Here is a 25,819-nt window from a genome sequence, read left to right on the forward strand (position 1 = left end):
CCGCTACAATTTGATTTTTAACCACCCCCTGTCTATACCAATAAGTTCAGCCAACGAGCTGATTAAATAATCTACAAAAAGGACTAAACACTATGGAGAATTATATTGGGGAAATTAAACTTTTCCCTTATTCCTTTATACCGAAAGGATGGCTGAAATGTAATGGAGACTTCCTTCATAAAAATGAATTCCCCAAATTACATTCAGTTATTGGTGACCAGTTTGGTTACGATTCCGCACGATTTGCACTCCCCAACCTAAACGGTAGGTGCATAATTGGCGCTAGCAAGCCCGAAGAAAATGGCCTCTCACAAGGCACTTCTAGAGTAACGCTGAACTCATCCCAATTACCCACTCACAATCACTATGCACAAGCTGCAGCAGAAGAAGCAGATACACCGATTCCACAAGAAGGCAGTCTCTGGGCTGAATCCAGCGGACCGAACGCAGGTATCTACGCTGAAGCTACGCCAGACATAGCATTAAACGAAGCCGCTCTTGAGCAGACTGGCGGCAATGAGTCTCATGAGAATATTCAACCCTCATTAGGCTTGGTGTACTGCATTGCATTTGACGGTACGTTACCACCAAGAATAAGGAGCTAAACGATGGAACAAGTATTAGGTGAAATTAGGCTATGGAGTGGTTCGCTAACGCCTAAGAATTGGATGCTTTGTCACGGGCAAGAACTACCCATTTTTAGTTTCCAAGCGCTCTACTCAGTTTTAGGCACTACTTTTGGCGGTGACGGTAAACACACTTTCAAATTGCCAGACTTGAGGGGACGAACGCCTGTCTCAACCGGCGCCAACGCAGGAGAGAAAGAGTTCTCTTTAGGAGAGTATTACGGGCAAGAAGGTGTTTCACTAACGGAAGCAGAAATGCCCAAGCATACCCATACGATGTACGTTTCTGACAGTGAAAGTACTATAAGCACTCCCAAAGGCGCGGCCTTCGGTGTTGGAGCCAACAATGGCTATCGACCTAGCAACGCACAAAATGACGTAACATTGGGTGCTGAGTCAGTCTCAACAGCAGGAGTCGGCGACATACACAACAATATGATGCCTTCACTAGGACTTAATTTTATCATTGCGACAGAAGGCACCTACCCCCCTCGACCACCAGAAGGAGATTCATAATGGACCCATATAGTTTTGTAGGAGAAATTAAAGCACTACCTTACGAAGACGAACCTGAAAATTGGGTTCTTTGTGACGGTAGAGAACTCTCAGCTCAAACATACTCCGCATTATTTTCAATTATTGGCAAGACATACGGTTGGGGTTCGAACGACGATAGCTTCCGGGTTCCAAACTTAGTCAACCGAGCGGTTATTGGACAGGGTAACGGGCCGGGGATAAGGAACATCGGACTAGGAGAAGCTATTGGAGAGTCGCAGGTTACATTATTTAGCAACCAACTACCTCAACACAGTCATGCATGGAAAATCAGTGAAGAGCCTGGGGAGACGTCTGATCCACACAATATGCTCCTAACCAACGTGCAAGGCGCAATAGACTTCAAAAAACCTCCTGTCCCCCTAGAGAAACTTCAGAGATTAAATAAAAGAACTATTTCCTCTACTTTTGAAAGTCAACCTCACGACAATATACAACCCTGTTTAGCGCTCTGTTATTACATTTGTGTTGAAGGAGAATATCCTAGTTGGAACTAAATGAAATAGAGCCCACTTTCGGGCTCTAGTATTCCAAAACAAGCTGTTTGGTTAACCTTTCATATGCTTGCTCTGCGCCTAGTTCAATACTCCACTTTTTTTCTTTGTCGGGGAATTGCTCACTCCGAAATCGATATAAGTTCGGTGTTATATTGCCTGTAGCATTTTTAAGTTGTTCCTTCGAAACCTTAAGATTTAGGGCCTTAGTGATATAAGAAACATAGGCTTCCGGATCATCAATTGCCAAATCATAAGGTACTCCAATAATTTTTTGTATTTTTCTCTCTTTTAATTGGTACTCAAGCGCTTGATGTGAGTCCACGAACTTTTTCAAACTTCGTGTTATTTTGAAAAATTGAAACTTCTTAGATTGATTTGAAAAAAAATTGAGGTTGGAAATTGCCGACTCGAGTGGGTGGCGGATAGGAACTAAAAACACTGTGTTACTTCGGTTAAGCATGCTCCAGTCTATATAATTTTCAGACTTCAACAAACCACGAAGAGATATTTTAACTGCGACAGAGTTAGTCTCGGCTTGCTGGTGTAAATCGCTCAATACATCCTGAGTTAATCCGTGAAAAAGAATATGTCGAGACTCGTAATACCCTTTTGGGTTCATTTCAATTGAAAGGTCGTCACGATACTTTTCGCCATAAAAAGAAACACCCAATAGATTCAGGGTTTGCATTAACAGCGACGATCCTGTTCTTGGGTCAGCAACTATTAAATAAAGCACGTTACCCACAAATTAAGACGGTCCCCAGCTTGGAGAAGTCTCTATTCCGAAATTAAATAACTTCCCTTCGGTTGCCTCTGTTTTCAGACTATCAACTTTAGGTGTCTGCCACTGAGCTTTTGGAATGCTGGCTTCCTGATGCTCCTTTGTCACTTTATTGTCCATTTCGATCTCTCGTTTCGCGCTAGTTTTGTAACACAATTTAGTTATAGGGTAATATTTATATCAATAAGTAAGCACTAATCCTAGGAAGAAGCTCTGAATATTGCAAATAAGTTTAAAGCAGGTCGGTATTTAAAGCCTAATCAGCAAACCGACAATTCAATCATAGAGCTACACAAGTTTGTGCGTAGCAGAGCTCCTTATTGGACACACATACAATTTGTAATGTGGGGAGCATGCTTTCGTTGGTGGCAAATCAAGTCCATACTGCATAACCCCAAAATACGGCAACGCTTCCCTGTAGAAGCAAACACGACTAATGACCTTAGAGAATTAACCGCAATGGGCTTTAGTCCTTTCGCCTATTTTTTATTTAAACTCTGGGAGCACAAACCAAGTGAATGGGCAAGGTTCCTTGCACCTGGACAAGTTCCTGAACTTCACCGGCAATTTAACCGTCCAAACTACCTGCCAGAAAATAGACTATTACAAGACAAACTCAATTTTTCCAAAGAGCTAAAGGCAAAAGGCATTAACACCGTACCCACCGAAGCCGTTCACTCAGAAAGCTTTCAATGGCAACCTGGGTTATTTATAAAACCTAACAGTGGAGCTAGAGGCGAGAACTGTTATTTCACGCGTAACGACAAGCCAGATTACTTATTTGCGGAATTTTCTAATTCTCCTGCTGTTCATCAGTCTGAAGTTTTTGAAGAGCCCTTAAACTTTATTTCACAACCTCTACTGCGGTCTGGAAAATTCGTAAGTCAAACAGGAGATGGTATTCAAGCGGAACGATTACCTGTTATTCGTGTTATTACAGCCAAACAATACCACTCAAAAAATAACGATGCTTTTACTGCAGTGGTTGTTGGTGCGTTTATTGATATAAAAGTTGATGGCAAACACTACCGGCAACACATTTCCAATGGAACTTTTGAATTGGAAGGGAAAATTTACGAGCTAGAGTGGAACTGTATTCAGCACATGGTGAACCAAGCGCACCAAATATTTCCTTCTATGTTTACCATAGGCTGGGATATCGGCTGGTCTGAGGAAATTCTACTCCTGGAGGGAAACGGTAGTTGGGACCCTGCTCCATTTCAAATACTTACACGCCAACCGTGGTTTAACGAAGAGCGCTTAATACTTTACCAAGAACAAATAACAAGACTACAAAAGCTTGCGTGAGTAACGAAGAATGCTCATAGCAATTGATGCTGCGTATTGTGTGCGTTTCCACCTTGATTGGTAACACAATAAATTAAACAACCGCCCTTCAAACATTAACGGTTTTGTCAGCTTGGTTGCCGTTAAATAGGTCGCGTGTTTTTCTACGGTTTTAATGAGCCGCTGAGCTGTCCAACTGCGGTCTGCCCGCGTGAGAATTTGAGCTGGGATTTTTGTACCTAAATTGCGGTTACACAGAGCCCAACACACAATTACAGGTATAACACAGTCTAACTCTTTTGCTTTTTTTAAAACTACTGCACCAGTGTCGTCTAGAGAAAGCCATTGAGAGAAATATAAATGTAAGTCATATAACCATTTGTGTCTGCGAGAACCCATGGCTAATGCGTGGTAGCAAAAGTAACAAAGCTCAACACTATGAAGTTCTTGGTTATTCCAATCAGTCCAAAGCAGCTCTTTATACGCGGTATCTAAACGACTTGGAAAGTGTGTGAACTGATGATGAAGTTCAACTTGAACACCATTGTTACTGCGCATTGGAATGTCTTTAAATCGTTTAATGTAAGCTTCAGGCGTTTTGATACCTTTGTGTGCGAACGAGTCAAACGTCCAATCCGACTGACTTAAAAGTTCTGCGAATCGAACTATGTCAGACTTCGGTATAAGAATATCAATGTCTTTACTCGTTCTTAGCATACTATAGCTATACAGCTTTTGTTCAATGGCACTGCCTTTAAAGAACCGATACGGTATACCTTTCGCATCTAATTTTGTTTTAATTTCTTGCTCTGTTATCCGCTGAATTTTTTTCCGATAAACAAAGTTATTCATCATTTTTTGTAAACGAGGAAAAGCTTCTACATTGTGAGCCAACGGAAACAGACGATGGTGGATCAGGTAAGACTCTAAGTACGGTGCATAGTCCGCGAAATCTAGAACCGGAACGGTTCCTGTCGCAATAGATTGGTTTAACATTTTACTCATTGCAGAGCGGCGCTTTCGGGAAAACCAAGCAAAAGTTTCCACCACTGTAAAATTATAAACGTCGTCTTCACCAAGAATAATTTGGTTTCCCACCAACAACCAAGCATGAGCGTGCATACCACCCGTTTCAGTTTTAACGACGCCCAAAGACACTTGATAATCGATATCGTGCTTTCTCAGCAAATGCGCAAGCAGTGAAACTTGCTCAATACAGACAAAACGCCAAGGGTAGAATTTAGCAACGGTTTTGATGTCTTTCGCAAGTAACTTAGCTTGCTTGAGTTGTTCATTAGAAATAGGACTATGAAGCGCACAAGACTTTGTAGGCTCACCAAAACCTTTAATAACAACTTTACTTTGATTCCGAACCTTGCGACTCCAATAAAAACTGGCCACGCAATATCGCAAAATCGTGCGTAACAACTTTAGTCGACCTCAATTAATTTTTTATCGTGTAAGTTATTCAGAAACGCTATGAGTTCTTGCTCGCAGGTATCTTCCGATACCTCGAATTGCTCAAGCAGCTCACGTTTAATGTCTTCGACACGTTGTGCGCGACTCAGTTTCTCCCATATTACAGAGCCTACACCGTTCAAGTTTAAGTAGTCTTCATGATCAGGTGTCATCATGACTACTTCATTGTCAATTTTACTATAGATAAGATCTTCTTTGACTTTTACGGTACTGTTTACGTTAATCGTCATCCTTTATTACCTTTCCTAGCTTTACAAATATCCAAACCGTTCCATTACGCGCCTATTTGCCGAAGTAATCTTCTGCTGTAAGTCATCACTCAATAGTTCTTTTCCTCGCCCTACAACTCCTTTATTGAAAAACTTCCGGAGCCGAGTCGGTTTTTCCAAAAAGCCATGCTGGCTTTCATTACGTTGAAGGTTGGAAAACGTTGCCAATTGAACAATTTCTTTTAATTGTTCGTCTGAAACATTGAATTCTACGAAGTCGAGCACTTTCCTGTACTCTTCCAACGGTTTATCACATAAGTCTTCGTACCTAACTACTAAGATATGCTTAGTATTCAATGTCCAGCTTTCTACATGCTCTTGCCAGCTACCTAAATGGTACGGTAATGAAATACTGTACTTGGTATTTCCAGACTGATTCCCGCAAAGTGTTTCACATGCGCGCTCATAACCAGTATCCATATGCTCAGAAAACGAAACTGCTACATCAACAGGGTTTCGCACACAATAAATAACCTTCTCTACAGGTAATTCACCACCCGATATTACACGCAGCTCATCTAAAAAATACTGTTCATGTGTTTTATGAAAATGTGTTCTGTTCCGACACATGTTTTCCTTTAATCCGTGATAAATAGCTGTCCGAAATTGCTTACTGTCCAAATGCTTTAATGGAAGCCCTAAAATACTTTCAAGTTGTGAACGATGTGTTAAACCCTCAGAATTTTTGATATTTAAGACTTGCTCAGGAATTTTGCTTTCTTGGGTTAATTGAAAGGCAGCGCTAAGCACAACACGCAACCAGGTGTTTCCAGACTTTGGGTAAGAAGCCAACCAACAGCCTACATTCATAACGTAGCCCTACGTTCTGAAAACTCCATAAATATGCGCGCTACCGTATCAAGCTTCGCTTCTCTTGGCAGTGAAAGCCTATAAATATTACTTTCAGCCGCCAGCTTAGATAGTGTAAAAAAGGTCTGCTTTTTAATATGTTGCTGGTTATATGGTTTATAGACCGAGTGCATTAACGCGTTCAAACTGTCAGCCCCATGTAGACGACTGAACTTCAGCTCTGATTCATTAGAGCTTTCAAGTAGCACAATATTTCTTGGCACTTTATCTTCATGTTGAATAGCTTGCTTTGCTTTAGGAACATTCCACCTGCACCGAGACATGTCACTGGAGTATGGCACAACCTGCTCATTTGGAATGTTGAGCAAGCTTGCAACGACAACTTGAAGATCTACAAACCCAGTTGAAAATATACTGCGCGCTGAACTTTCAAAAATAGTAATTTCGTCACCGATTAACTTTGCGTCGTGCTTTTGCATAAGGTAGGCGGCTAACGAAGACTTACCTACCCCTGTATCAGCACAAAAAATCCAATGTTCTCCTAACCACTCTACTGCAGTAGAATGCGTAACCAATTCACCTTTTTGTTGGTAAAGCATCGCAAACGCAAAGTTCTCTAAATAACGCAGGACCAGCTCTTTACCTTGCGCTTGATTAAGCAACTGAATGCGTATTTCTTTTCCATTTAATATTTCCATTCGAAACATATCAGGAATGAAAAGCCACACATATTGATTACCAACAGCACAATATGCACTATGAACATCTACACCTTCTTTAGGATGTTCAGGGATGTTATGAAGAGAAATAGAAACATGGACTGAAGAAGCAGTGACTTGCTCGGCAAAATCGAGTTCAAGCTCACTCTCAACCGTTAAACCAAGATAGTTATACATTCAGAAATTCTTTGTTCTGTTAAGACATCGTTGATGTTACAGGTTATTATACTTTTTGTGTATTAGGTTTATACTAACACAGTCAGGATAGAACACCTTGCAAGAAACAATTAATTTACATCAAATCTACGGCTTAGCTGCTAATTCTCCCATTGCCATACCAAGCTTACGGCTCAGTAGCAACGTGAAGCCCGAGCTAGACATAAAAATAGAGCCCGCTAAAGATCCTGTTACTCAAGAACGTATAGTTTGTGCTCGAGAAAGCGGCATACACATAAAAATTCCTGATCTCGGTGAAGTTTCAGCAACAGCACATACTTTAACCGTAAGACCTTATCATTCAGGCTTAGAATATTGTGAAAACTTGATTCTAGGTAGTGGTGTTTCCTCTGTGCTTCATCTGCACAATGAAATTCCTATGCATGGCATGGCAGTTGTGCCACCGAACTCAAATGAGGCTTGGGTTATTTTTGGTCGTTCCGGTAGCGGTAAGTCGACGCTTACACTCGCCTTATTACTACAAGGGTTTACTATATTAAGTGACGATTCGATCCGTTTAAAGAAAACCTCGGAAGGAGTTTTCGCGTACCCAACATCGACTCGTTTAAAATGCGAACCTCATTATTTAGAATACATAAAAAACCATTATGCAAAAGCCAGAAGTTCTTTAATTGCACCGCATAAATGCATTGTTGATCTGAAAGAAAATTGTGTTTCTCACCAACCAGTAAAGGTTTCCTTCATGGCACAACTGCTACCTCACAAGAAGGCTCAGCTAAGTTTGCATAAGGTCACTCGCACAAAACAAATGAAGTGGCTGAGTATCAATGTATTACGGCCCCGAGTGATTCGAGTTCTAGAACAGCAAGAACTAATGTTTGAGCACTTTACTCATCTAACTAAAGTGCCTTTTTATGTCATTGAAGCACCTAATTTAAATACTCATCGAAGCCTTATAGATTATGGACAAACCATGTCTAAGCAATTAGAAAATATAAACGCGACTTCTACGTTATGAGAGTTTAGAAATTAAAAGACTCCACTCCCTCGAATAACTTAAGAGTTTTCAACGCTGACACGAGAGGCGTATCTCAAGCCAATTTCTGCTTATTATTCACCTGAGAAACTAGTTCCTTTTGATTGGTATCAATCACCATATACCTATTCCATAGTGCTTTTACGTTTAAGAAGGACCGTTGAAAGTAGGGTCAGCCTCTAGAGGAGTCGGCCATACTTTCCCTTTAGAGCTTTCCACTTTCAGTTCTGACACCAGCGGTGTATTCCATGCTAATTTCTGCTCACCATTCAACCGAGAAACTAGTTCTTGTTGATTTATGTTTTTCGTCATATTTCTTCCTTAATCGTTACTGTTGCTCTCACTTTCAGAAATTAACTCATGCTGGTGATTTGCATAGTCATGCCACAAAGTATCATGGCTAATAACCAATACTGTCATGTTTTTGCTGATTTCAGCTACCAATGAAGCAATATCTCGAGCGCTTTGCTTATCAAGATGAGCAGTAACTTCATCTAGAATCAGTAGCTTTGGTTGTTGTAATAACGCTCGAGCCATTTGAATACGTTGAGCTTGGCCACCAGAAACATTCCGTCCCAACGCACTGATTGAAGAGTCAAGAGAAACGTTATAGCGTGTCATCCAGGAACTTAACCCTACACTTGCTAAGGCTTCTAGTAATTGACTGTCTGAGAATTGATGACCTAAACAAAGGTTATTTCTTAACGATGTACTTAATAAGTTCACTTCTTGCGACAAATAATGAACATGCGAGCGCCAATGATGAATGTTATTGGAACTAAGTACCGTTGAGCCTATGGAAATTTTTCCTTCGTTCACTTCTCGTAACCCTGCCAGTGCGTCTGCACATGAACTTTTTCCTGTGCCAGAAACACCAAAAAGTAAGTTCACACCGTATGGCTGAATGTTAAAATTGACATTTCGGCATAGCCACGCACCCGAGAACGACTGTAACCCTACGTGTTGAACGGAAACACCTTTTTCTACATGCCATTCTTCGGTGTCATTATGCTTAACTTCCAAATTTTTTCGCAGATACATTTTTATGTTGTTCAGCTCTGCAATTTGGGGAAGTAAATGCATAAGCTGCTGACCAGACTGCTGAATGCCACTAACTAACGGCAATAATCTTGCCAAAATAATAATCGCCACCACAGTTTCAGCAAACGAAATAGAAAGAACGTCCAGCGATATATAAGTAAAAGCAACAAGTGAAATAATAACGACGAGCCCAAGCAATAATTGAGTTAATGCAGTTTGATGCTGAAGCCTAAGGCTTTTGTCTTTGAGTTCTTCCACTTCATGACTTGCTTGTCGTTCAAAGTAACCGTCAAATTTTTCACTTTTCAAGAGTCTAGAGTTTGCAAAATGCTCACTAAAGGTTCCATGCAACGCTTCCATAGCATGCAGTTGGCTTTTTCCCATGTCTTTTGAGCGTTTATAAATCGGAAGAATAGCCGCACCGGAAACAAGCACAAAAAGTATAATAACGCCCATTAACTCCAGAGAAAGCATACTCGAAGCCGCTATACCAAAAACAATTAACAAAGTTAAATTTAGAAAGCTATTGGTTAATGTTATCGCTCTTCCAGATGCGTTAACTATGTATACAAGCGCGTGTGTTAGTTTGCTTGGTAACAAATTATGAAGCGCAATCCAATATGAATTTTTCGCAAGACTGTATAGAGCTTCGCGTTCCTGAGTAACTACGTCGTTCTGAAGTTTCGCTACAACCCTGCTATGTAAAAAGCGAATAAAGAACGCCACGCCCACTAACGCACTAAAAACAATTAGAATGTTTAGCGTATCAACAGGAATGTTAAGGGTATTAAACACCCACAACACATTTTGCGTAATCCAATGCAATTGTTCAGGCTCAGCCGCGTTATCTAATAACTCTATGAGTGGCAATATAAGCACGATACCGACGCTTGCCGTCACAACTTGTAGAAAGGAAAGCACCAACGAAACAATAATAATTGTTCTGTTGCTCTCATACGTTTCTTTTAAAAAAAAGAAAAAAGACTTGCTAGAAGTGAGCATTGAAATTCCTATAGGTAACAGCAGTCCGTTGATTAAGTTATGATATAAGTAATTTCGTCGAATTTGCAGACATATTTTGAGGTTTCCCCTTGAGTCATATTTTCTTTTCCACTGACATTTCTGCTCAAAACGTAGAACAAACCACTCGAGATATTCAGCAAACGATCCAAAATTTTCCCTTCGATAATGCCTTTCTACACAAAACAAGCATCGGACCAACGGAGCAAGACTCAATACTTGCGCTTCACCTATACAAAACACATCCAAAACATGAAAATGAACACATTCATGAGCTTGATGACTGGTCTTTGGTGTTAGATGGTCGCTTAACCAACAAAAGCGACATTGTAGAAGAGCTACCCAGTGGGTTTTTAAACGACAAAGCTGAAGGTGGCAGTGACGGCATGGTTATATTGTTAGCTCTACTGCACTGGGACAAGGACGCGATAAGGAAGTTAGAAGGTGAGTTTGCTTGTATCGCATGCCACCGTTCTGGCAGAGTTTTGGCGTTTCGCGACCATATAGGTACTCGCCCTCTCTTTTGTATGTCGAACGCGCACAGCAATACTCTAGTTATTTCAAGTGACCTAACTTACTTTGCAAGCAACCATCAACTTACAGTAGATAAACAATTGCTTGAAGCGACACTATGCGGAACTGCTGGAGTAATCTTTAAAAGTCCATGGAATGAAGTTGAAAGTATTCCGCCCGCACATATTTTAGAGTGGGAAATAGGTAAAGAGCCTAAACTCAGCCAATATTGGTCACTTGAAAAACACCATTTCTCCCATTTGAAAACAGATACAGATTGGCTTAACGCTATAGCACAGCAACATGAGCTTGCTGTACACGAGTCAACCCTTTCTACGACTCCTATAACTTTTCAACTTAGCGAAGGATTAGACTCAGGCTCTATTATTTCACTTGGTGCCTCTCAAGTTGAACAAGCTTTTAGTGTCAGCCATCGTTCTATACCTCCGGCACACCCCGATGCGTTGAAGTACTGGCAAAAAACCTATCAAGAACTAGATGACATTCGTGCCCCATTTCCTCATATACAACCGTTATGGAATGAAGAGTCAATTGATTTCACTAAGGCTTCCGAGCAAATAAGTACACAATTAAAAGTACCCTTTGCGATAGCTACTGAGTTTTTAGGACATCATTTACTTGCCAGTAAAAATGGTTCTCGGGTGATGCTGAGTGGCTGGGGCGGAGATCAAGCCCTTAGCTATCCGGGTTACGCTCTCTTTTCTGAGCTTATACTTCAGCTTAAGTTCGTCAAGCTTTGGCGCCATGCCACCAAGCCCAACGACACATTGCCAAAGAAATTCCTGTCTTATCTGAGAGCATTGAAAACAGGCACTATTTATTTTCTGTTTAGCAAAAACATTGGTAATAAAAAGCCTTATCCTTCACTTATAAAGAACCAGAAATTGCCGTATCGGTTTAAAGCAGAAACCTCTGTTTCAGAACATATTAGATTGAATATCAACACAGACGGGGTTGATTATCGAATAGTTATGGAACAAATAACCGGAATGCAAACAGGGATAGAAACCCGGTTCCCTTTGTTAAATAGAAAATTACTAGAATTAGTTGCGAGTTGCCCCAGCCATCTTTTTTATGATCACGGTTTAAATCGACTTGTGATGCGCAGCATTTTGAAAGATAAATACCCAAACTATTTAAGAGTGCGGCTTAAAGGAGACGTAAACATTCCGTTCCACGAACATAAAAAGCAAATGGATAAGCTCTATGAAGAGAATTTAAAAAGAATCGAACCACTCAAAAAACAAAAGGAGTTTACTGACATTATCGACTTTTCTCGCATGCCCAACAAACTTGGAGAAAATAGAAGCTGGCTTAAGATATCAAAAGAACTCGCGCATTGGGCCAGGATATTTGATAGATAGCGGTCCGTACGATTCTTGCTTCACCTAATTCTTAGCGAACCCTAGAAAAATTCAGCATATGGGGACGGGCTGAAGCCAGTCCCCGTTCTACCCTCGTGCTGAAGCCAATCGCCTATCGAGAAACATCTACCATTGCTGGTCGGCGGTAGCCGCTGTCGAAGAAGCTGAATGCGAAGCCGAGTTGAATGATGGGTTCCATTTGTTCGGCTGGCACGATTACACTGGCCGTAAAACCGAAGCCACCTAGATTGAAGTGAGCATTTGCTTCGGCGTAGAGGTAGCTATTGCGAGAGCTGTCACTTCCACTGATGTACGTTCGTGTATCAGAACTAAAATCACCGTCTATTTCTATGGTTTCGGCTAAATCCCAGCTTGAAAAATCATACGCTTGGTTAATGGTAAGTGAAGTAATTACCCGGTCCGAATAAAAACTCTTCCAGAAGCCAGCACCAATACTAATGTGAGCCGTGTCTAACTCAACTGTTTCTAAATCCCAATAGTTTATAAAGCTTCCACGGTCGACTTGATAGACGTCGAAAGCGTGCGTTCTTCGCCCAGCACTTCCTTGCACGGTGAAATTTAGCGTGTCGAAGTAACGCTGTACGTTTATGACAAAGTCGTCTGAAGAGCCCCAATAATCTATATTTCCGCCATAAGCAGCTTCTTGGAACTCCTGGTAATGCCCGTCAGTTCCCTCTCTCAAATTTGAGCTCATGGGAATACGGTAAGTAGAACTAGGCTCACCATTGCCACGCAAGGTATACAATGCCACTCGCCAGCCATAACTATAAGGCTCGCGGTATGCAGGCGCTTCGTATACACGGCTATAGCGCTGTTCGTTTTGAAGCTCTATTAAATCTTGTTGAATTTGAAAATCTGGGTCGAATCCTTTCTCACCTCTGCGCCCTACTCGTATAGCGTAAGAACCCGCTTCGGCTAACTCTCTGTCGTAGGTGTTGCCCCTCGACTGTATCCAATTGTCGCTGTCCCTGCGAATTTCAAAGACGCCTTCTCGGTTTTCCACAGCCAACGCAAGCGAACCATACTGGCGTGCCTCAAGCTCCGCGTTTACATAAGCGAAAGCTGCGCCTCTAGGAATATTTAACGTTTCGTTTCTGTCTCTGTAACGCTCTGAACGAATGGTTAACCCGTACAGTCGACCAGATTCGAGTGGATGCGTTTGTGGTGAACCTAAGCTTTCGCTACCAATGCGCACGTTGGCGTCTACCGGATCTAAATAGAAATAAACCAGAGCTTCTTCTGCGTTGGTAACAGCCTGCGTGGTATAACGGTCCACTTCCTGGAATCGTTCAATACGCGATCCCGAAATAGTGATGTCTCCTCGACGCGCGACAAGCGAGAACGAGTTGCCAAGATTTGATATGGGTAACCATGCAGTCATACCTCGGCTGTCGGTAGAGAGTTCTGTTTCTTGGCCATTCACCCTTAGGTAGATCTTTGCTAACTGTTGCGGGGTCGCCGTACTTTCATGAATTAACGCGATCGCAATTTGTTTTCCGTCTTCATGCACGATAGGAAGCGCTTTTAAAGCTCGAACACTCGCTTCTGACACCTCTGCAAAATAAGTCTCGAAAGTTGCTTGGCTGCCATTTTGAGTAATAAAACTTTCTGCAAGCACACCGTCTCGATGTGCAATGTTATAACCATCGATAGCTCGTGCAAGTCTTTGTGCAGGTTGGGTGCTGTCAGCTTGCTCAATATAGTAAACAGCATTGAGGCTCGGAGCTTTGCGTCTCGCTTTTTGAGTCAGTGCTGTGACACCTGAGCGTTCAATTCGAAGCCTTACATACCACGTTCCGTCGTTGCGGTTACGTTGCTCGAAATCAACCTGCAAGTTTTCCAGCTCAACATTCGACCAAGAAAACGAAGAAGCTACGAACTCGCTCGTAATCTCCTGATCTTCCGCTTCTCTCAAATCTTGCCGAGTTTCGGTGCGTACATTTACCAGAATCATTTCTGCTAGTTCGTCACGCGCTGCTTGTAGAGCCCGCTCCCGCGTTTCACCGAACCCATGTCCGTATGCGTAGCGGTCGTTTTGCAGACCTATTGTAGTTATTTCTTCTCGGCTGGTTTGTTGAGTATTGCTGTTGTCGCCGAAGGGTAGGCTTGAGCAGCCTGAGCTGACAATTGCGAACGCAATAATAAGGAGGATTCTGTAGTTTTTAGACATTGCTACTCTTTTCCTAAGTGGGAGCAGAAAATGGGGTCAGAGCAAGGTAATTGCTCTGACCCCGAAAGCTCTGACCCCGAGCTTGGGCTATCCATCTTTCCTAGTTTCGCGCATACGCTCTTCGAATTCGTCTAGAATTTCACGACCGGTACGAGCACCTTGATTGCGTGGCATACGCATTCTTACGAACACTCGTGTAGAGCCGTCTGGCAAGCGAATACGTTCTGCTTTGTCGGCCTCAATAGAAGTTACCGTTTCTTGCACACGTGCTTGAACAGCAGAAATAAACGTACCCGAAGTTGCCGGATCGCCTAAGTCTACTTGACCGGCTTGGCGCGCTTCACTCTCTACATAAATAGCAAAAGACTCGGCTAGTTGTGCTTGCGCATTCAAACGTGCTTGTCTTGCTGCTAAGTTTGAGTCGCGGCTAACACCTTCACCAAAGCCGTAAAAGTATGTTTCTGGTTCCGCTTGTACGTCGAACCACTCTGGCCATTCAGACTCGGGCTTCGACGCACAACCTGCAAGCGCAATTGCAGCAGCAGAGATAAGTAATAGTAACTTTTTCATAGCTTTCTCCTTAGAGTTGGCGACGGGCTGAAGCCTGTCCCCTTTTGATCTACCTCAAGCATAGCCCGAACCAACGTAACAACGCACCCGAAATTTGTTAGAAAGTGTATTAAATGTTTCTAATCTTTAATGGACAAGGATTTCGTTCGGACCGCATGGCGGTCTGTACAGTAATTAATCCCGTGTCATCTTTATAAATGAGTCCGTAGATTCATCAAAGCTATCATCACTGCGGTTCTGTATAGCCGCCAACGTTTTCACAGCTATCTTCTTACCCAACTCAACACCGGGCTGGTCGAAGCTATTTAGATTCCAAATAACGCCCTGGGTAAAAACTTTATGCTCGTAAGCCGCGATGATCGCACCAAAACTCTCAGGAGTTAACTCTTTCAACGCCAGAAGATTACTAGGATGCCCACCAGGATAATAATTTCGCGCAGTGCCGTCTTCAGATCCATACGCCATAAGCTTTCTATGTGCTAAGCAATTCGCCACCGACAATTCCTGTTGGTCAGCTAAGCTGCTTTGAACAGCTAACGAGAATCCTGGCCCTTTCCTTTGTAATACCATTAAAAAGTCGGCTGCAAACTTGTCAAAACCTTGGTGTAGATGCTGAAAGAATGCGTGCTGACCGTTAGGGCCAAATGCTCCCCATACAATAGGGCCGGTGGGATAATTTATTGCTTTATTATCTGCAGAACATTGCTTCCCATTACTTTCCATATCCAATTGCTGCAAATAAGAAGGAACATGCAGGAACCGACCATCATAAGGCAATATTGCAAGGTTATTAATGGCTCTTACTTCTCGGTTATACACGCCCAGTAATGCCATAAGCATAGGGATATTTTTCTCAATTGGCGCAGTTGCAAAGTGTTCATCCATGTCTCGCGCACCACTTAATAAGCGCTCAAAAACGTCTAAACCACAACTGATTGCTATCGATAAGCCCATAGCAGACCACAAAGAAAACCTTCCGCCGACACCTTCGTTCATGGCCAATTGGTTTTTTCGTGGTATTCCAAAAGCATCCATTTTTTCAGGGTATGCCGACACCGCAACCAAATGGTTTTGTAGCCAGTCAGACTCTGTTTTTCCGTGTATGTTAAGCCGTTCTAAAGCCCACGTTTTCACGGTATCAACATTAGCAAACGTGTCAGCCGTGCCGAATGACTTTGACGCTACTATAAACAAGGTGGTTTCTGGGTTTAAATGCGGAAGTTCAACGTGAAGCTGCTCACCGTCCATCGATGATACAAAGTGAGTATGGGCGACACGGGCATTTTTGTCGGTAGCAAATTCTTTTAGGGCAAAACTAGACATAAGTGGACCCAGATCAGACCCACCTACACCTATATTCACGACATCTGTAATAGCCTCACCTGTAGCACCAAGCCACTCGCCTTTACGTAGTAATTTAACGATTTCTATAAAACGTTTAGATTCAGCATTATTCAGTACATCACTATTACGACACAGAGTATGCGATACAGGTCGACTCTCTGTTGCGTTAGTGTACTTCCCCTCCAAAAGGCGCGTTTTAATGTCATTAAAGTCATTGGGAAGTCTACGTTGCGCAAAATCTCGAATGTCCTCGTGAGACAGGAACTGGTAACTCCAATCAAAAATAAGCTGATTAAATTGTATTTGCTGTAACGGCACTGTTTGACTTTTCGGCGTCATAAGCCTCTCGCAATAATTGTTTTAATTCTGGATGGCGATTTGCGTACGCTATAAATGCTTGCACATATTGAAGCTTACTCCCACAGTCATAGCTTCGTCCAGTCATGTAATGAGCATGTACCCGCTCAAGATTGAGTAATTGCTCTACAGCATCAGTTAATTGAATTTCATCCCCAGCTCCAGGTGTTGTTGCCTCCAACAGTGCCCAAATTCTCGGTGAAAATACATAGCGGCCGATGACAGCCAAATTTGACGGTGCTTCGCTAACCTTTGGCTTCTCTACCAAGGATCCAATCGGCCCAGATTTACCCGGTTTTAAGTCTAGGCCGTTCATATTAGCGATACCGTATTGGTCCACTTTGTCCCATGGCACCTCACCCACCAAGATTTGACTATTGAAGGTTCGGTGATAGTCGCTAATCATTTGCGCTAAGTTTTCACGAAACAAATTCGTTGTGCTTTCGTCAATAAGTACGTCGGGAAGTACCACTGCAAATGGGTCATTACCTACGATAGGCTTAGCACACAAAACAGCATGGCCTAATCCTCGTGCAATCCCTTGGCGAATATGCATTATTGTAGTTCCTGGTGGCCGAATAGACTGAACTTCTTCTAACAACTGACGCTTCACTCGCTTCTCTAGGGTTGTTTCAAGTTCAAAGCTGGTGTCAAAGTGATTTTCAATTGAATTTTTAGAAGCGTGCGTTACCAATATTATGTCGGTTAGCCCTGCTGCAGCACATTCTTCTACAATAAATTGAATAAGAGGCTTGTCGACTAGAGGCAGCATTTCTTTCGGTATAGCCTTGGTTGCGGGTAACATTCTTGTACCTAGCCCAGCAACAGGAATGACAACTTTTTTTACTGGTGAGGTTTGCATAATTGTTTGCTCCTTCATTCCTTTAAGCGTCACTATGGAATAAATCTCGGGTGTATACTTTTGACTGAACGTCTAACAAAGACTCCGCTAAACGGTTCGACACAATAACGTCTGCTTGTTGTTTGAAGCTCTTTAGATCTTGAATTACAGGCGAGTGAAAAAAGTGAGTTACTGTTAGCGCAGGTTCATACAAAATAATCTCTATACCTTTCGCTTTTAGGCGTTTCATAACACCTTGAACCGCAGACGCACGAAAGTTGTCGGACCCTTGCTTCATAACAAGCCGATAAATACCTACGACCTTAGGATTCAACGCCATAATGTCTTCAGCGATAAAGTCCTTTCGGGTGCGGTTCGCGTCGACAATGGCCTGAATAATATTTTGGGGAACGTCCTTGTAATTGGCGAGTAATTGCTTGGTGTCCTTGGGTAAGCAATACCCGCCAAATCCAAAACTGGGGTTGTTATAGTGCATGCCAATCCGAGGGTCTAAACATACTCCCTCAATAATCGAATGAGTATCTAACTTGTGCACTGCCGCATACGTGTCTAGCTCATTAAAATAAGCCACGCGCATGGCAAGGTAAGTGTTAGAGAACAGCTTTACCGCTTCAGCTTCTGTGTTATCAATAAAAAGCTCTGGAACGTCTTTGTTCTGAGCGCAAGATTTATACATTTGAGCCAATTGACGAGCACGAGGACCGCGCTCACCAATAATAATTCGCGAAGGGTTCAGGTTGTCATGAAGAGCCAGCCCTTCACGCAGAAACTCCGGCATGAATACTAGATTTTGCGTCGCAAACTTGATCTTCGAAGACTCGGTAAAGCCAACAGGTATCGTGCTTTTAATGACGATTAACGCACTTGGATTTAATTCAGTGATCTGCTGAATAACTTGCTCAACTGAAGACGTATCAAAGTGGTTTGATTTTGGGTCGTAGTCGGTTGGAGTAGCAACAATAAAATACTGCGCGCTTGCGAACTCGCTTTCCGCATCGCTCGCGGTTTTCGCGGTTAAGTTCAGGCTTTTTGATTGCAGGAACTCAGTAATTTTCGGGTCTTGAATGGGTGACGTTTTGTTTCGTATTGCGTCAACTCTTGTCGAGTCGATATCGACCGCAGTTACGCGAAATTGGGTAGACAGTAATACCGCGTTTGAGAGACCAACGTAGCCTAAACCAACAACGACAATTTGAGGATTTTCCATACGACTCACGTTTCACGAGTAGCGAACATGAGTTAACTGTTGCAGGAAATTATGAAGCTTTCTTTACAGCCCTCAGTTTGTCACGGAAGTTTCATATTAAAATGCAAATACGCACGCTGGGTAGCAATGCGCCCGCGCGGTGTGCGCTGAATAAATCCTTGTTGAATGAGGAATGGTTCAATGACATCTTCAATCGTGTCTTTTTCTTCACCGATAGCTGCAGCTAGGTTTTCCAGACCTACCGGCCCACCGTCGAATTTCTCGATAATGGCTTCAAGAAGTTTACGGTCCATGTAGTCGAAACCAGCTTTATCCACGTCAACCATATTTAGTGCTTGCGAGGCTACTTCAGCGGTAATGTGACCGTCGGCACGAACTTCTGCGTAGTCTCTAACCCTTCTAAGCAAACGGTTGGCGATTCTTGGCGTACCTCTAGAGCGCGCAGCTACTTCTTTTGCACCTTGCTCGTCCATTTTAAGGTCTAGGAAATGCGCTGAGCGCTTTACGATGGTCGTGAGGTCTTCCACGTTATAAAACTCTAAACGCTGCACTATGCCGAAGCGGTCTCTTAGTGGGCTAGTTAAAGCGCCAGCACGTGTCGTTGCGCCGACCAATGTAAAAGGTGGCAAATCGAGCTTAATTGAACGTGCTGCGGGGCCCTCTCCTATCATGATATCTAGCTGATAGTCTTCCATAGCCGGATAGAGCACTTCCTCAACCACTGGGCTTAAGCGGTGGATTTCGTCGATAAAGAGTACGTCGTTAGGTTCTAAGTTGGTAAGAAGCGCTGCGAGATCGCCCGCTTTTTCAAGAACTGGTCCGGAAGTTGTTTTTATGCTTACGTTCATTTCATTAGCGATGATATTCGCCAGTGTGGTTTTACCTAATCCTGGAGGTCCAAAAATAAGGACATGATCGAGCGCATCTTCACGGCCTCGCGCTGCTTCAATGTAAATTCCAAGCTGTTCAACTACGTGGGCTTGGCCGGTGTAGTCTTCCAGTTTTTTAGGACGAATCGCACGGTCTATCGCTTCATCTTCATTAGTAGCGCTGGCTTGGACCATGCGGTCTGGTTCGATCATTTACGAGTCCTCAAAGCATCGCTTTTAAAGCGGTGCGTATCAATGTTTCTGCATCCATGTCTTCTGTAGCAACTTTACGAATCATGGTTTCTGCTTGATTCGGCTTGTAGCCTAACGCTATTAACGCGCTTAAAGCTTCTTCTTTCGCACTTGGAGCAGGCGCAGCAGAAGGAGTTGAAATTGCAGCACCTGGCAGCCCTGTATCGTAATCGGCACCTGTGAAGTCTTTCAAGCGATCACGCATTTCCACCACGAGACGCTCCGCGGTCTTCTTACCCACGCCAGGAATTTTCACTAAGGTTGTGACGTCGTTATGCTGTACGGTTTGAATAAACTGTCCGGCGCTCATGCCCGACAATATGGTAAGTGCCAACTTCGGCCCTACGCCTTGTGCTTTAATCAATAAACGAAATAAAGCACGCTCGTCTGCGGTGTTGAAGCCAAAAAGTAATTGCGCGTCTTCCCTCACAACAAAATGCGTCCATAGTGTCACTTCAGCACCGGTTTCGGGAAGGTCGTAAAAGCAGGTCATCGGTACACTCACCTCATAACCCACGCCATTCACGTCGATAAGAAGTTCTGGGGGGTGTTTTGCTACGAGTGTTCCGTGAAGTCTACCGATCATTTTTATACCGCTTTTTATTGTTTTTCATTAGCTTTGTATCGTAACCGAGAAGCACTTTTCCGTCTAGCGTTGGGATGGGTCAGTGGCACATTGGAACATCACCGTGGAGACCGCACGGCGGTCCGTACGAAGATGAAAACTGCCGTTACGAACGAGCAATTAAAGTTTGATAAGTGTGTGCGTGGCAGATAGCTACAGCAAGAGCATCCGCAGCATCAGCTTGTGGTTTGTTGGGCAGTTTAAGTACATGCATAACCATATGCTGAACTTGCTCTTTTTTAGCTGCGCCCGTACCTACAACAGACTGTTTGATTTGCCGAGCTGAGTACTCACACACCTCTAAGCCCGCATTTGCAGCGGCGACCATGGCTACTCCACGAGCCTGCCCAAGCTTTAACGCCGAATCTGGATTACGAGCCATAAACACTTGTTCAATGGCGAATTGAGTAGGGGAATACTGTTCTATGAGTTCAGAAACACCCGCAAATATAGTTTTAAGACGCTCCGCCATAGTTGGTTCGCCTTGCGTGGTTGTCGCAACACTTGTCGATGCAGCTCGAATACATCCACTACCCAGGTAAGTCAGTCGACTCCCCTGCTGGCGGATAATACCGAACCCCGTTATACGAGACCCCGGATCGATACCGAGAATGATGGACAAATTTGTTCTCCTTTTCCTTAAAAATGGGGTCAGAGCACTAAGTGCTCTGACCCCATACTATGTTTCCTTGCATGCCCTACGCAACCTGCGTTTCGGCAAGAAATCCTTTAAATTCGTCAAAGTCACGCTAACGGACAGTTTTAACTCTTAACTCATTGACTATATTGGATTTCATCTTCAGTCAGATTGGGGTCAGAGCACTAGGTGCTCTGACCCCATTTTGTCTTTATTCTTCAGAGAGAAGATCCCACGGAATATCGGCGTTGTGATATACGTTCTGTACGTCGTCTAAATCGTCGAGTATGTCGATCATTTTTACCACGGTTTGTGCAGTTTCAACGTCTAGTTCCGCCTTAGTTGCAGGCACTTGAGTTACTTCTGCGTTGTCGGTGGTTAAACCGGCTGCGTCTAATGCGTCTTTTACCGAGCCAAAGTCTTCTGGTGTGGTGAATACATCGATTGCACCATCGTCGTAAGTCACAACGTCTTCTGCACCACCTTCTAACGCGGCTTCCATCACTGTTTCTTCGTTTGCTCCAGGCGCGAAACTGAGTACACCGCGTTTGCTAAACAAATAAGCGACAGAACCGTCTGTACCTAAATTACCACCATGTTTCGTGAAAGCATGACGCACCTCTGACACGGTACGATTTCGGTTATCACTCATGCATTCCACCATTACGGCTACGCCATTAGGGCCGTAGCCCTCGTAGGTGATTTCTTCCATGTTGTCCGCATCGAGCTCGCCCGCTCCGCGGGCAACGGCAGTGTCTATAGTGTCGCGTTTCATATTGTTCGACAAAGCTTTGTCGATAGCGGCGCGTAAACGAGGATTGGTGTCAGGATCAGAGCCGCCTTGGCGAGACGCCACAACTAGCTCTCGTATCAATTTGGTAAAAATCTTACCGCGCTTAGCGTCTTGCGCAGCCTTGCGGTGCTTGATGTTTGCCCATTTTGAATGTCCTGCCATGTTTCCTCCGTTCTTTAAGATGGGGTCAGAGCACATTGTGCTCTGACCCCAAAGTGCTCTGACCCCAATTTTATTTTTCTACGACTTTTATTCCCAACTCTTCTAGCGCTTCTGGGTTGGCGTAGCCTGGTGCGTCTGTGAGTACACAAGCGGCTGTTGTGGTTTTCGGGAATGCAATCACGTCACGAATACTGCTTGCACCAACCATCAGCATGACCAAACGGTCGAGGCCAAATGCTAACCCTGCATGCGGAGGTGTGCCGTACTTCAAAGCTTCAAGCAAGAAGCCAAACTTCTCTTTCGCTTCTTCTGCGCCAATACCTAATATTTCAAACACAGCAGATTGCATTTCAGGGTTGAAAATACGTACCGAACCACCGCCAACTTCACAGCCGTTCAATACCATGTCATAAGCATCAGAAAGCGCAGCTGCTGGGTCTGCTTTTAACTCTTCAGGCGTTACACCAATAGGAGAGGTAAACGGGTGATGCAGCGCTGCGTAACCACCTTCATATTCTTCAAACATTGGGAAGTCGACAACCCAAAGTGGCTTCCAGCTATCTTCAACAAGCTCAAACTCTTCACCCACTTTCAAACGCAATGCACCAAGTGCTTCGCTGACCACGGTAGCGTTGTCAGCACCAAACAATAGGATGTCCCCGGTTTCAGCACCCGTACGCTCTAAAATGCCGTTTACGGCATCTTCAGGTAAGAACTTAAGTACCGGCGACTGTAAGCCTTCCATGCCAGCGTCTTTATCGTTCACCTTCAACCAAGCCAAACCTTTGGCGCCGTAAATGCCTACAAAGTTCGTGTATTCGTCGATTTGCTTACGGCTTAATTTCGCTCCACCTGGCACGCGCAATACAGCTACTCGACCTTTCTCGTCATTCGCTGGCCCTGCAAATACCTTAAACTCGATGTCTTTCACTAGATCAGCTACGTCTACAAGCTCAAGCGGGTTACGTAGGTCGGGCTTGTCTGAACCAAAGCGACGCATAGCTTCTGCATAGCTCATCACAGGGAAAGAGCCCAAGTCGACCTCAAGAAGCTCGGTAAACAACGAACGTACCAAACGTTCTGTGGTGTCACGCACTTCTTGTGCACTCATGAACGTTGTTTCGATATCAATTTGGGTAAATTCTGGTTGACGGTCTGCTCGTAAGTCTTCGTCGCGGAAACACTTCACGATTTGATAGTAACGATCGAAGCCCGACATCATCAGCAATTGCTTAAACAACTGCGGCGACTGCGGCAAAGCGAAGAATTTACCGTCATGCGTTCTAGACGGCACCAAGTAGTCGCGAGCACCTTCAGGGGTTGCACGAGTAAGCATTGGTGTTTCGATATCTAAGAAATTTTCACCATCTAAGAAACGGCGCACAGCACTTGAAACTTTAGCGCGGAAAACTAGCTTTTCGTTCATTTCTGGGCGGCGCAGGTCAAGATAACGATAACGCAAACGCGACTCTTCACTCACCTGTGAGTTGAAGTCGATAGGTAGCGGAGCCGCTTTGTTTAAAATAGTGAGTTCCGACGCAATAACTTCGATACGTCCGGTAGTCATACGGTCGTTCACTTGACCTTCTGGACGCGCACGAACTTCACCACGCAACTGAATACAAAATTCTTGGCGCAATGTATTTGCAAGCTCAAACATGTCTTCATGATCAGGGTCAAACACTACTTGCACAATACCGCTGCGATCACGCATGTCGACAAAGATGAGTCCGCCTAAATCACGGCGACGATGAACCCAACCCGCAAGCGTAACCTGCTGACCTAGAGCGTTTTCAGTAACCTCTCCACAATAATGACTGCGCATGGTGTTTTTATTTCCTGTTTTCTGACTTCAATAGTGTGTGCAATATTTGCAACGTAATGTCTTTAAAATAGCTTTGTAAACTAGCGCAATAGTATACGATAACGAACGCCTAGAAGTCACCCGCAAGTGGCTCAAGCGAGCACGTTCAGGTACAATTCGCCCCATAGTTACAAGGATTTTGATTATGAACTTTTCTCGCGACTCTATTTATGCCAAACCTTTAGGGGAAGTGGCCGACTTTTCGTTCGACGAAAATGTTGCCAACGTATTCCCAGACATGATCAGCCGCTCCGTTCCTGGGTACTCCACCATGGTTCAAACAATTGGTCATTTAGCGGGTAAGTTCGCACAACCCAACAGCTATATATACGACTTGGGCTGCTCACTAGGTGCCGCCACCATTGCCATGAAACAACATATTCAAGCTGCAGGCACCCAGATTATTGGCGTCGACAATTCAGAGGCAATGGTTTCGCGTTGTCAGTCGAACGTAAATGCGTGGAAAGGCGACGTACCGGTAACCATTCGCTGTGAAGACATTCTAGACACTGAGTTTCAACCTTGCAGTGTAGTTGCCATGAACTTTACGCTGCAATTCATTCCTCCGGAGCAGCGTGAGCAGTTAATCCGGAAAATCTACGATGCCCTATTGCCCGGCGGAATTTTTCTGCTTTCTGAAAAAGTACGCCACGAAGATACACAAGCAGAGAGTGTATTGAACGAATTACACCATGATTTCAAACGCATGAACGGTTACAGCGACTTAGAAATTAGCCAAAAGCGAGCCGCGATTGAAAACGTAATGCGTATCGACACCCCAGAAAAACATATAGAACGATTGAGCAATGTTGGTTTCGATACGGTGCAAAATTGGTACCGCTGCTTTAATTTCACCTCTTGGTTTGCCATTAAAAGCGAGCAAAATAAATGAGTCAGTTTGATGCTTTTTACCAGCGCCTTATTGAAGCAGGCATGAGTCATTGGTTGGAAACCCTCCCTGCAGCTTTAAAAGACTGGTCGCAAAACCGCCGGCATGGCGAACTTAAAAAGTGGGAAAAGTTGGTGAGCCAGCTTCCCGAAGTCACGGCCGAAGAAATTGATATCGCACATAGCGTGACTCTGAAGACACAGAGTGACGATCCGAAAATAAAGGCAGTTGAGCCTCTTCTGAAGCAGCTCACACCTTGGCGAAAAGGTCCATTTCATGTTCTAGGTGTAGACATTGATACTGAGTGGCGCTCTGACTGGAAATGGGACCGCGTAGCCCCGCACATTGCTGACTTACAAGGGCGTAAAGTTTTAGATATTGGTTGCGGTAGTGGCTACCACATGTGGCGTATGAAAGGTGCAGGCGCAGATCTTGTCGTCGGCGTAGACCCAGGGCAACTGTTTATGATGCAGTTTCAAGCCATCCGCAGATTTATGCCTGAACAAATTGCTCGCGATGTTGAATATCTACCATTGGGCATTGAGCACTTACAACCGGTTAAAGCGTTCGACACAGTGTTCACTATGGGTGTTTTATACCACCGTCGTGAGCCGTTCGCTTTCTTACAACAGTGTGTAGATCAATTGCGCTCTGGCGGCGAGTTAGTGCTTGAAACCTTAGTTGTAGATGGTGACGAGAACACTGTGCTTGTTCCTGGCGAAAGATATGCACAAATGCCGAATGTTTGGTTTATCCCAAGCTCAAAAGCTCTTTGCCACTGGTTATCTCGCCTAGCACTAACCGACATAAAAGTTGTGGACGAGAATGTGACCTCATTGGACGAACAAAGGAGCACTGAGTGGATGCAAGGCCAGTCTCTAGCTGACTTCTTAGACCCAACTGACCCGAGTTTAACCGTGGAAGGTTACCCAGCACCGAAACGAGCAGTGATTACCGCTACGAAAATCTGATCGGGAAATTGCGCAGCACCCGTATGGACCG

General features: G+C 43.9%; 25 protein-coding genes. 8 read left to right on the forward strand and 17 right to left on the reverse strand.

From position 1 onward, the window contains the following. Positions 1-92 precede the first annotated feature (92 nt). From DQX04_RS05780 to DQX04_RS05790, 3 genes are read left to right on the forward strand one after another with little or no spacing between them, the layout of a single operon-like run. On the forward strand, positions 93-605 hold the full coding sequence (locus tag DQX04_RS05780) for a phage tail protein (RefSeq protein WP_111914959.1): 513 nt from the start codon (positions 93-95) through the stop codon (positions 603-605). Positions 606-608: 3 nt separating this feature from the next. Next, positions 609-1,142, forward strand: a complete 534-nt coding sequence (locus tag DQX04_RS05785) for a phage tail protein (RefSeq protein WP_111914960.1) — start codon at positions 609-611, stop codon at positions 1,140-1,142. Then, positions 1,142-1,678 carry a phage tail protein gene (locus DQX04_RS05790; protein WP_111914961.1) on the forward strand — a complete coding sequence of 179 codons (537 nt, stop codon included), beginning with the start codon at positions 1,142-1,144 and terminating at the stop codon, positions 1,676-1,678. Before DQX04_RS05785 ends, DQX04_RS05790 begins: the two co-directional genes overlap by 1 nt. Before the next feature lie 25 nt (positions 1,679-1,703). Here the strand turns inward: DQX04_RS05790 and DQX04_RS05795 are convergent, their stop codons facing one another. Then, positions 1,704-2,423 carry a hypothetical protein gene (locus tag DQX04_RS05795; protein WP_165831950.1) on the reverse strand — a complete coding sequence of 240 codons (720 nt, stop codon included), beginning with the start codon at positions 2,421-2,423 and terminating at the stop codon, positions 1,704-1,706. Positions 2,424-2,759: 336 nt separating this feature from the next. Here DQX04_RS05795 and DQX04_RS05800 point away from each other — a divergent pair, with 336 nt between their 5' ends. Next, a complete protein-coding gene (locus DQX04_RS05800; protein ID WP_126266343.1) occupies positions 2,760-3,767 on the forward strand; it encodes a hypothetical protein in 1,008 nt (335 codons plus the stop codon). Here DQX04_RS05800 and DQX04_RS05805 read toward each other — a convergent pair. The 4 genes from DQX04_RS05805 to DQX04_RS05820 are packed head-to-tail and all read right to left on the reverse strand — an operon-like array spanning position 3,750 to position 7,200. Continuing rightward, on the reverse strand, positions 3,750-5,147 hold the full coding sequence (locus DQX04_RS05805; protein WP_165831951.1) for a lasso peptide biosynthesis B2 protein: 1,398 nt from the start codon (positions 5,145-5,147) through the stop codon (positions 3,750-3,752). The genes DQX04_RS05800 and DQX04_RS05805 overlap by 18 nt on opposite strands. A gap of 29 nt (positions 5,148-5,176) precedes the next feature. Then, a complete protein-coding gene (locus DQX04_RS05810; RefSeq protein WP_111914965.1) occupies positions 5,177-5,455 on the reverse strand; it encodes a PqqD family peptide modification chaperone in 279 nt (92 codons plus the stop codon). Between the two features lie 21 nt (positions 5,456-5,476). Further along, complete coding sequence (locus tag DQX04_RS05815) at positions 5,477-6,304, reverse strand: sulfotransferase domain-containing protein (protein WP_111914966.1); 828 nt, start codon at positions 6,302-6,304, stop codon at positions 5,477-5,479. Further along, entirely contained in the window at positions 6,301-7,200 is a 900-nt protein-coding gene (locus DQX04_RS05820; RefSeq protein ID WP_111914967.1) for a hypothetical protein, read from the reverse strand. Before DQX04_RS05820 ends, DQX04_RS05815 begins: the two co-directional genes overlap by 4 nt. Before the next feature lie 97 nt (positions 7,201-7,297). Here DQX04_RS05820 and DQX04_RS05825 point away from each other — a divergent pair, with 97 nt between their 5' ends. Then, on the forward strand, positions 7,298-8,218 hold the full coding sequence (locus DQX04_RS05825; RefSeq protein ID WP_111914968.1) for a hypothetical protein: 921 nt from the start codon (positions 7,298-7,300) through the stop codon (positions 8,216-8,218). A 165-nt stretch (positions 8,219-8,383) separates the two neighbouring features. Here DQX04_RS05825 and DQX04_RS12465 read toward each other — a convergent pair whose 3' ends face one another. Continuing rightward, the gene (locus DQX04_RS12465) at positions 8,384-8,548 is read right to left on the reverse strand and encodes a hypothetical protein (RefSeq protein ID WP_165831952.1); all 165 of its coding nucleotides are present in this window, start codon (positions 8,546-8,548) and stop codon (positions 8,384-8,386) included. 9 nt (positions 8,549-8,557) lie between these two features. Next, a complete protein-coding gene (locus DQX04_RS05830; protein ID WP_111914969.1) occupies positions 8,558-10,279 on the reverse strand; it encodes an ABC transporter ATP-binding protein in 1,722 nt (573 codons plus the stop codon). Positions 10,280-10,368: 89 nt separating this feature from the next. Here DQX04_RS05830 and DQX04_RS05835 point away from each other — a divergent pair, with 89 nt between their 5' ends. Next, positions 10,369-12,195 (forward strand): asparagine synthase-related protein, encoded by a 1,827-nt coding sequence (locus DQX04_RS05835; protein WP_111914970.1) that lies wholly within the window; start codon positions 10,369-10,371, stop codon positions 12,193-12,195. A 112-nt stretch (positions 12,196-12,307) separates the two neighbouring features. Here the strand turns inward: DQX04_RS05835 and DQX04_RS05840 are convergent, their stop codons facing one another. From DQX04_RS05840 to aspS, 10 genes are all read right to left on the reverse strand, one after another. Continuing rightward, positions 12,308-14,386 carry a hypothetical protein gene (locus DQX04_RS05840; protein WP_111914971.1) on the reverse strand — a complete coding sequence of 693 codons (2,079 nt, stop codon included), beginning with the start codon at positions 14,384-14,386 and terminating at the stop codon, positions 12,308-12,310. Positions 14,387-14,473: 87 nt separating this feature from the next. After that, on the reverse strand, positions 14,474-14,956 hold the full coding sequence (locus DQX04_RS05845) for an LPP20 family lipoprotein (RefSeq protein ID WP_111914972.1): 483 nt from the start codon (positions 14,954-14,956) through the stop codon (positions 14,474-14,476). A gap of 174 nt (positions 14,957-15,130) precedes the next feature. Then, positions 15,131-16,639, reverse strand: a complete 1,509-nt coding sequence (pgi, locus tag DQX04_RS05850; RefSeq protein ID WP_111914973.1) for a glucose-6-phosphate isomerase — start codon at positions 16,637-16,639, stop codon at positions 15,131-15,133. After that, a complete protein-coding gene (gene galU, locus DQX04_RS05855) occupies positions 16,593-17,519 on the reverse strand; it encodes a UTP--glucose-1-phosphate uridylyltransferase GalU (protein ID WP_111914974.1) in 927 nt (308 codons plus the stop codon). Before galU ends, pgi begins: the two co-directional genes overlap by 47 nt. Positions 17,520-17,541: 22 nt before the next feature. Beyond that, positions 17,542-18,726: a nucleotide sugar dehydrogenase gene (locus DQX04_RS05860; protein WP_111914975.1), complete on the reverse strand. Its 1,185-nt coding sequence runs from the start codon at positions 18,724-18,726 to the stop codon at positions 17,542-17,544. An 80-nt stretch (positions 18,727-18,806) separates the two neighbouring features. After that, a complete protein-coding gene (ruvB, locus tag DQX04_RS05865) occupies positions 18,807-19,808 on the reverse strand; it encodes a Holliday junction branch migration DNA helicase RuvB (protein ID WP_111914976.1) in 1,002 nt (333 codons plus the stop codon). A 10-nt stretch (positions 19,809-19,818) separates the two neighbouring features. After that, positions 19,819-20,433 (reverse strand): Holliday junction branch migration protein RuvA, encoded by a 615-nt coding sequence (gene ruvA, locus DQX04_RS05870; RefSeq protein ID WP_111914977.1) that lies wholly within the window; start codon positions 20,431-20,433, stop codon positions 19,819-19,821. Between the two features lie 145 nt (positions 20,434-20,578). Beyond that, entirely contained in the window at positions 20,579-21,094 is a 516-nt protein-coding gene (gene ruvC / locus DQX04_RS05875; protein WP_111914978.1) for a crossover junction endodeoxyribonuclease RuvC, read from the reverse strand. A gap of 226 nt (positions 21,095-21,320) precedes the next feature. Further along, positions 21,321-22,064 (reverse strand): YebC/PmpR family DNA-binding transcriptional regulator, encoded by a 744-nt coding sequence (locus DQX04_RS05880; protein ID WP_111914979.1) that lies wholly within the window; start codon positions 22,062-22,064, stop codon positions 21,321-21,323. Positions 22,065-22,134: 70 nt separating this feature from the next. Continuing rightward, positions 22,135-23,889: an aspartate--tRNA ligase gene (gene aspS / locus DQX04_RS05885; RefSeq protein WP_111914980.1), complete on the reverse strand. Its 1,755-nt coding sequence runs from the start codon at positions 23,887-23,889 to the stop codon at positions 22,135-22,137. A gap of 184 nt (positions 23,890-24,073) precedes the next feature. Between aspS and cmoA the strand changes: the two genes are divergently transcribed. Beyond that, a complete protein-coding gene (cmoA, locus tag DQX04_RS05890; protein WP_111914981.1) occupies positions 24,074-24,820 on the forward strand; it encodes a carboxy-S-adenosyl-L-methionine synthase CmoA in 747 nt (248 codons plus the stop codon). Then, positions 24,817-25,788: a tRNA 5-methoxyuridine(34)/uridine 5-oxyacetic acid(34) synthase CmoB gene (cmoB, locus tag DQX04_RS05895; protein ID WP_111914982.1), complete on the forward strand. Its 972-nt coding sequence runs from the start codon at positions 24,817-24,819 to the stop codon at positions 25,786-25,788. The genes cmoA and cmoB overlap by 4 nt, the downstream gene beginning before the upstream one ends. Positions 25,789-25,819 lie beyond the last annotated feature (31 nt).

This window comes from Aliidiomarina sp. B3213, assembly GCF_003290085.1.
Lineage (GTDB): Bacteria > Pseudomonadota > Gammaproteobacteria > Enterobacterales > Alteromonadaceae > Aliidiomarina.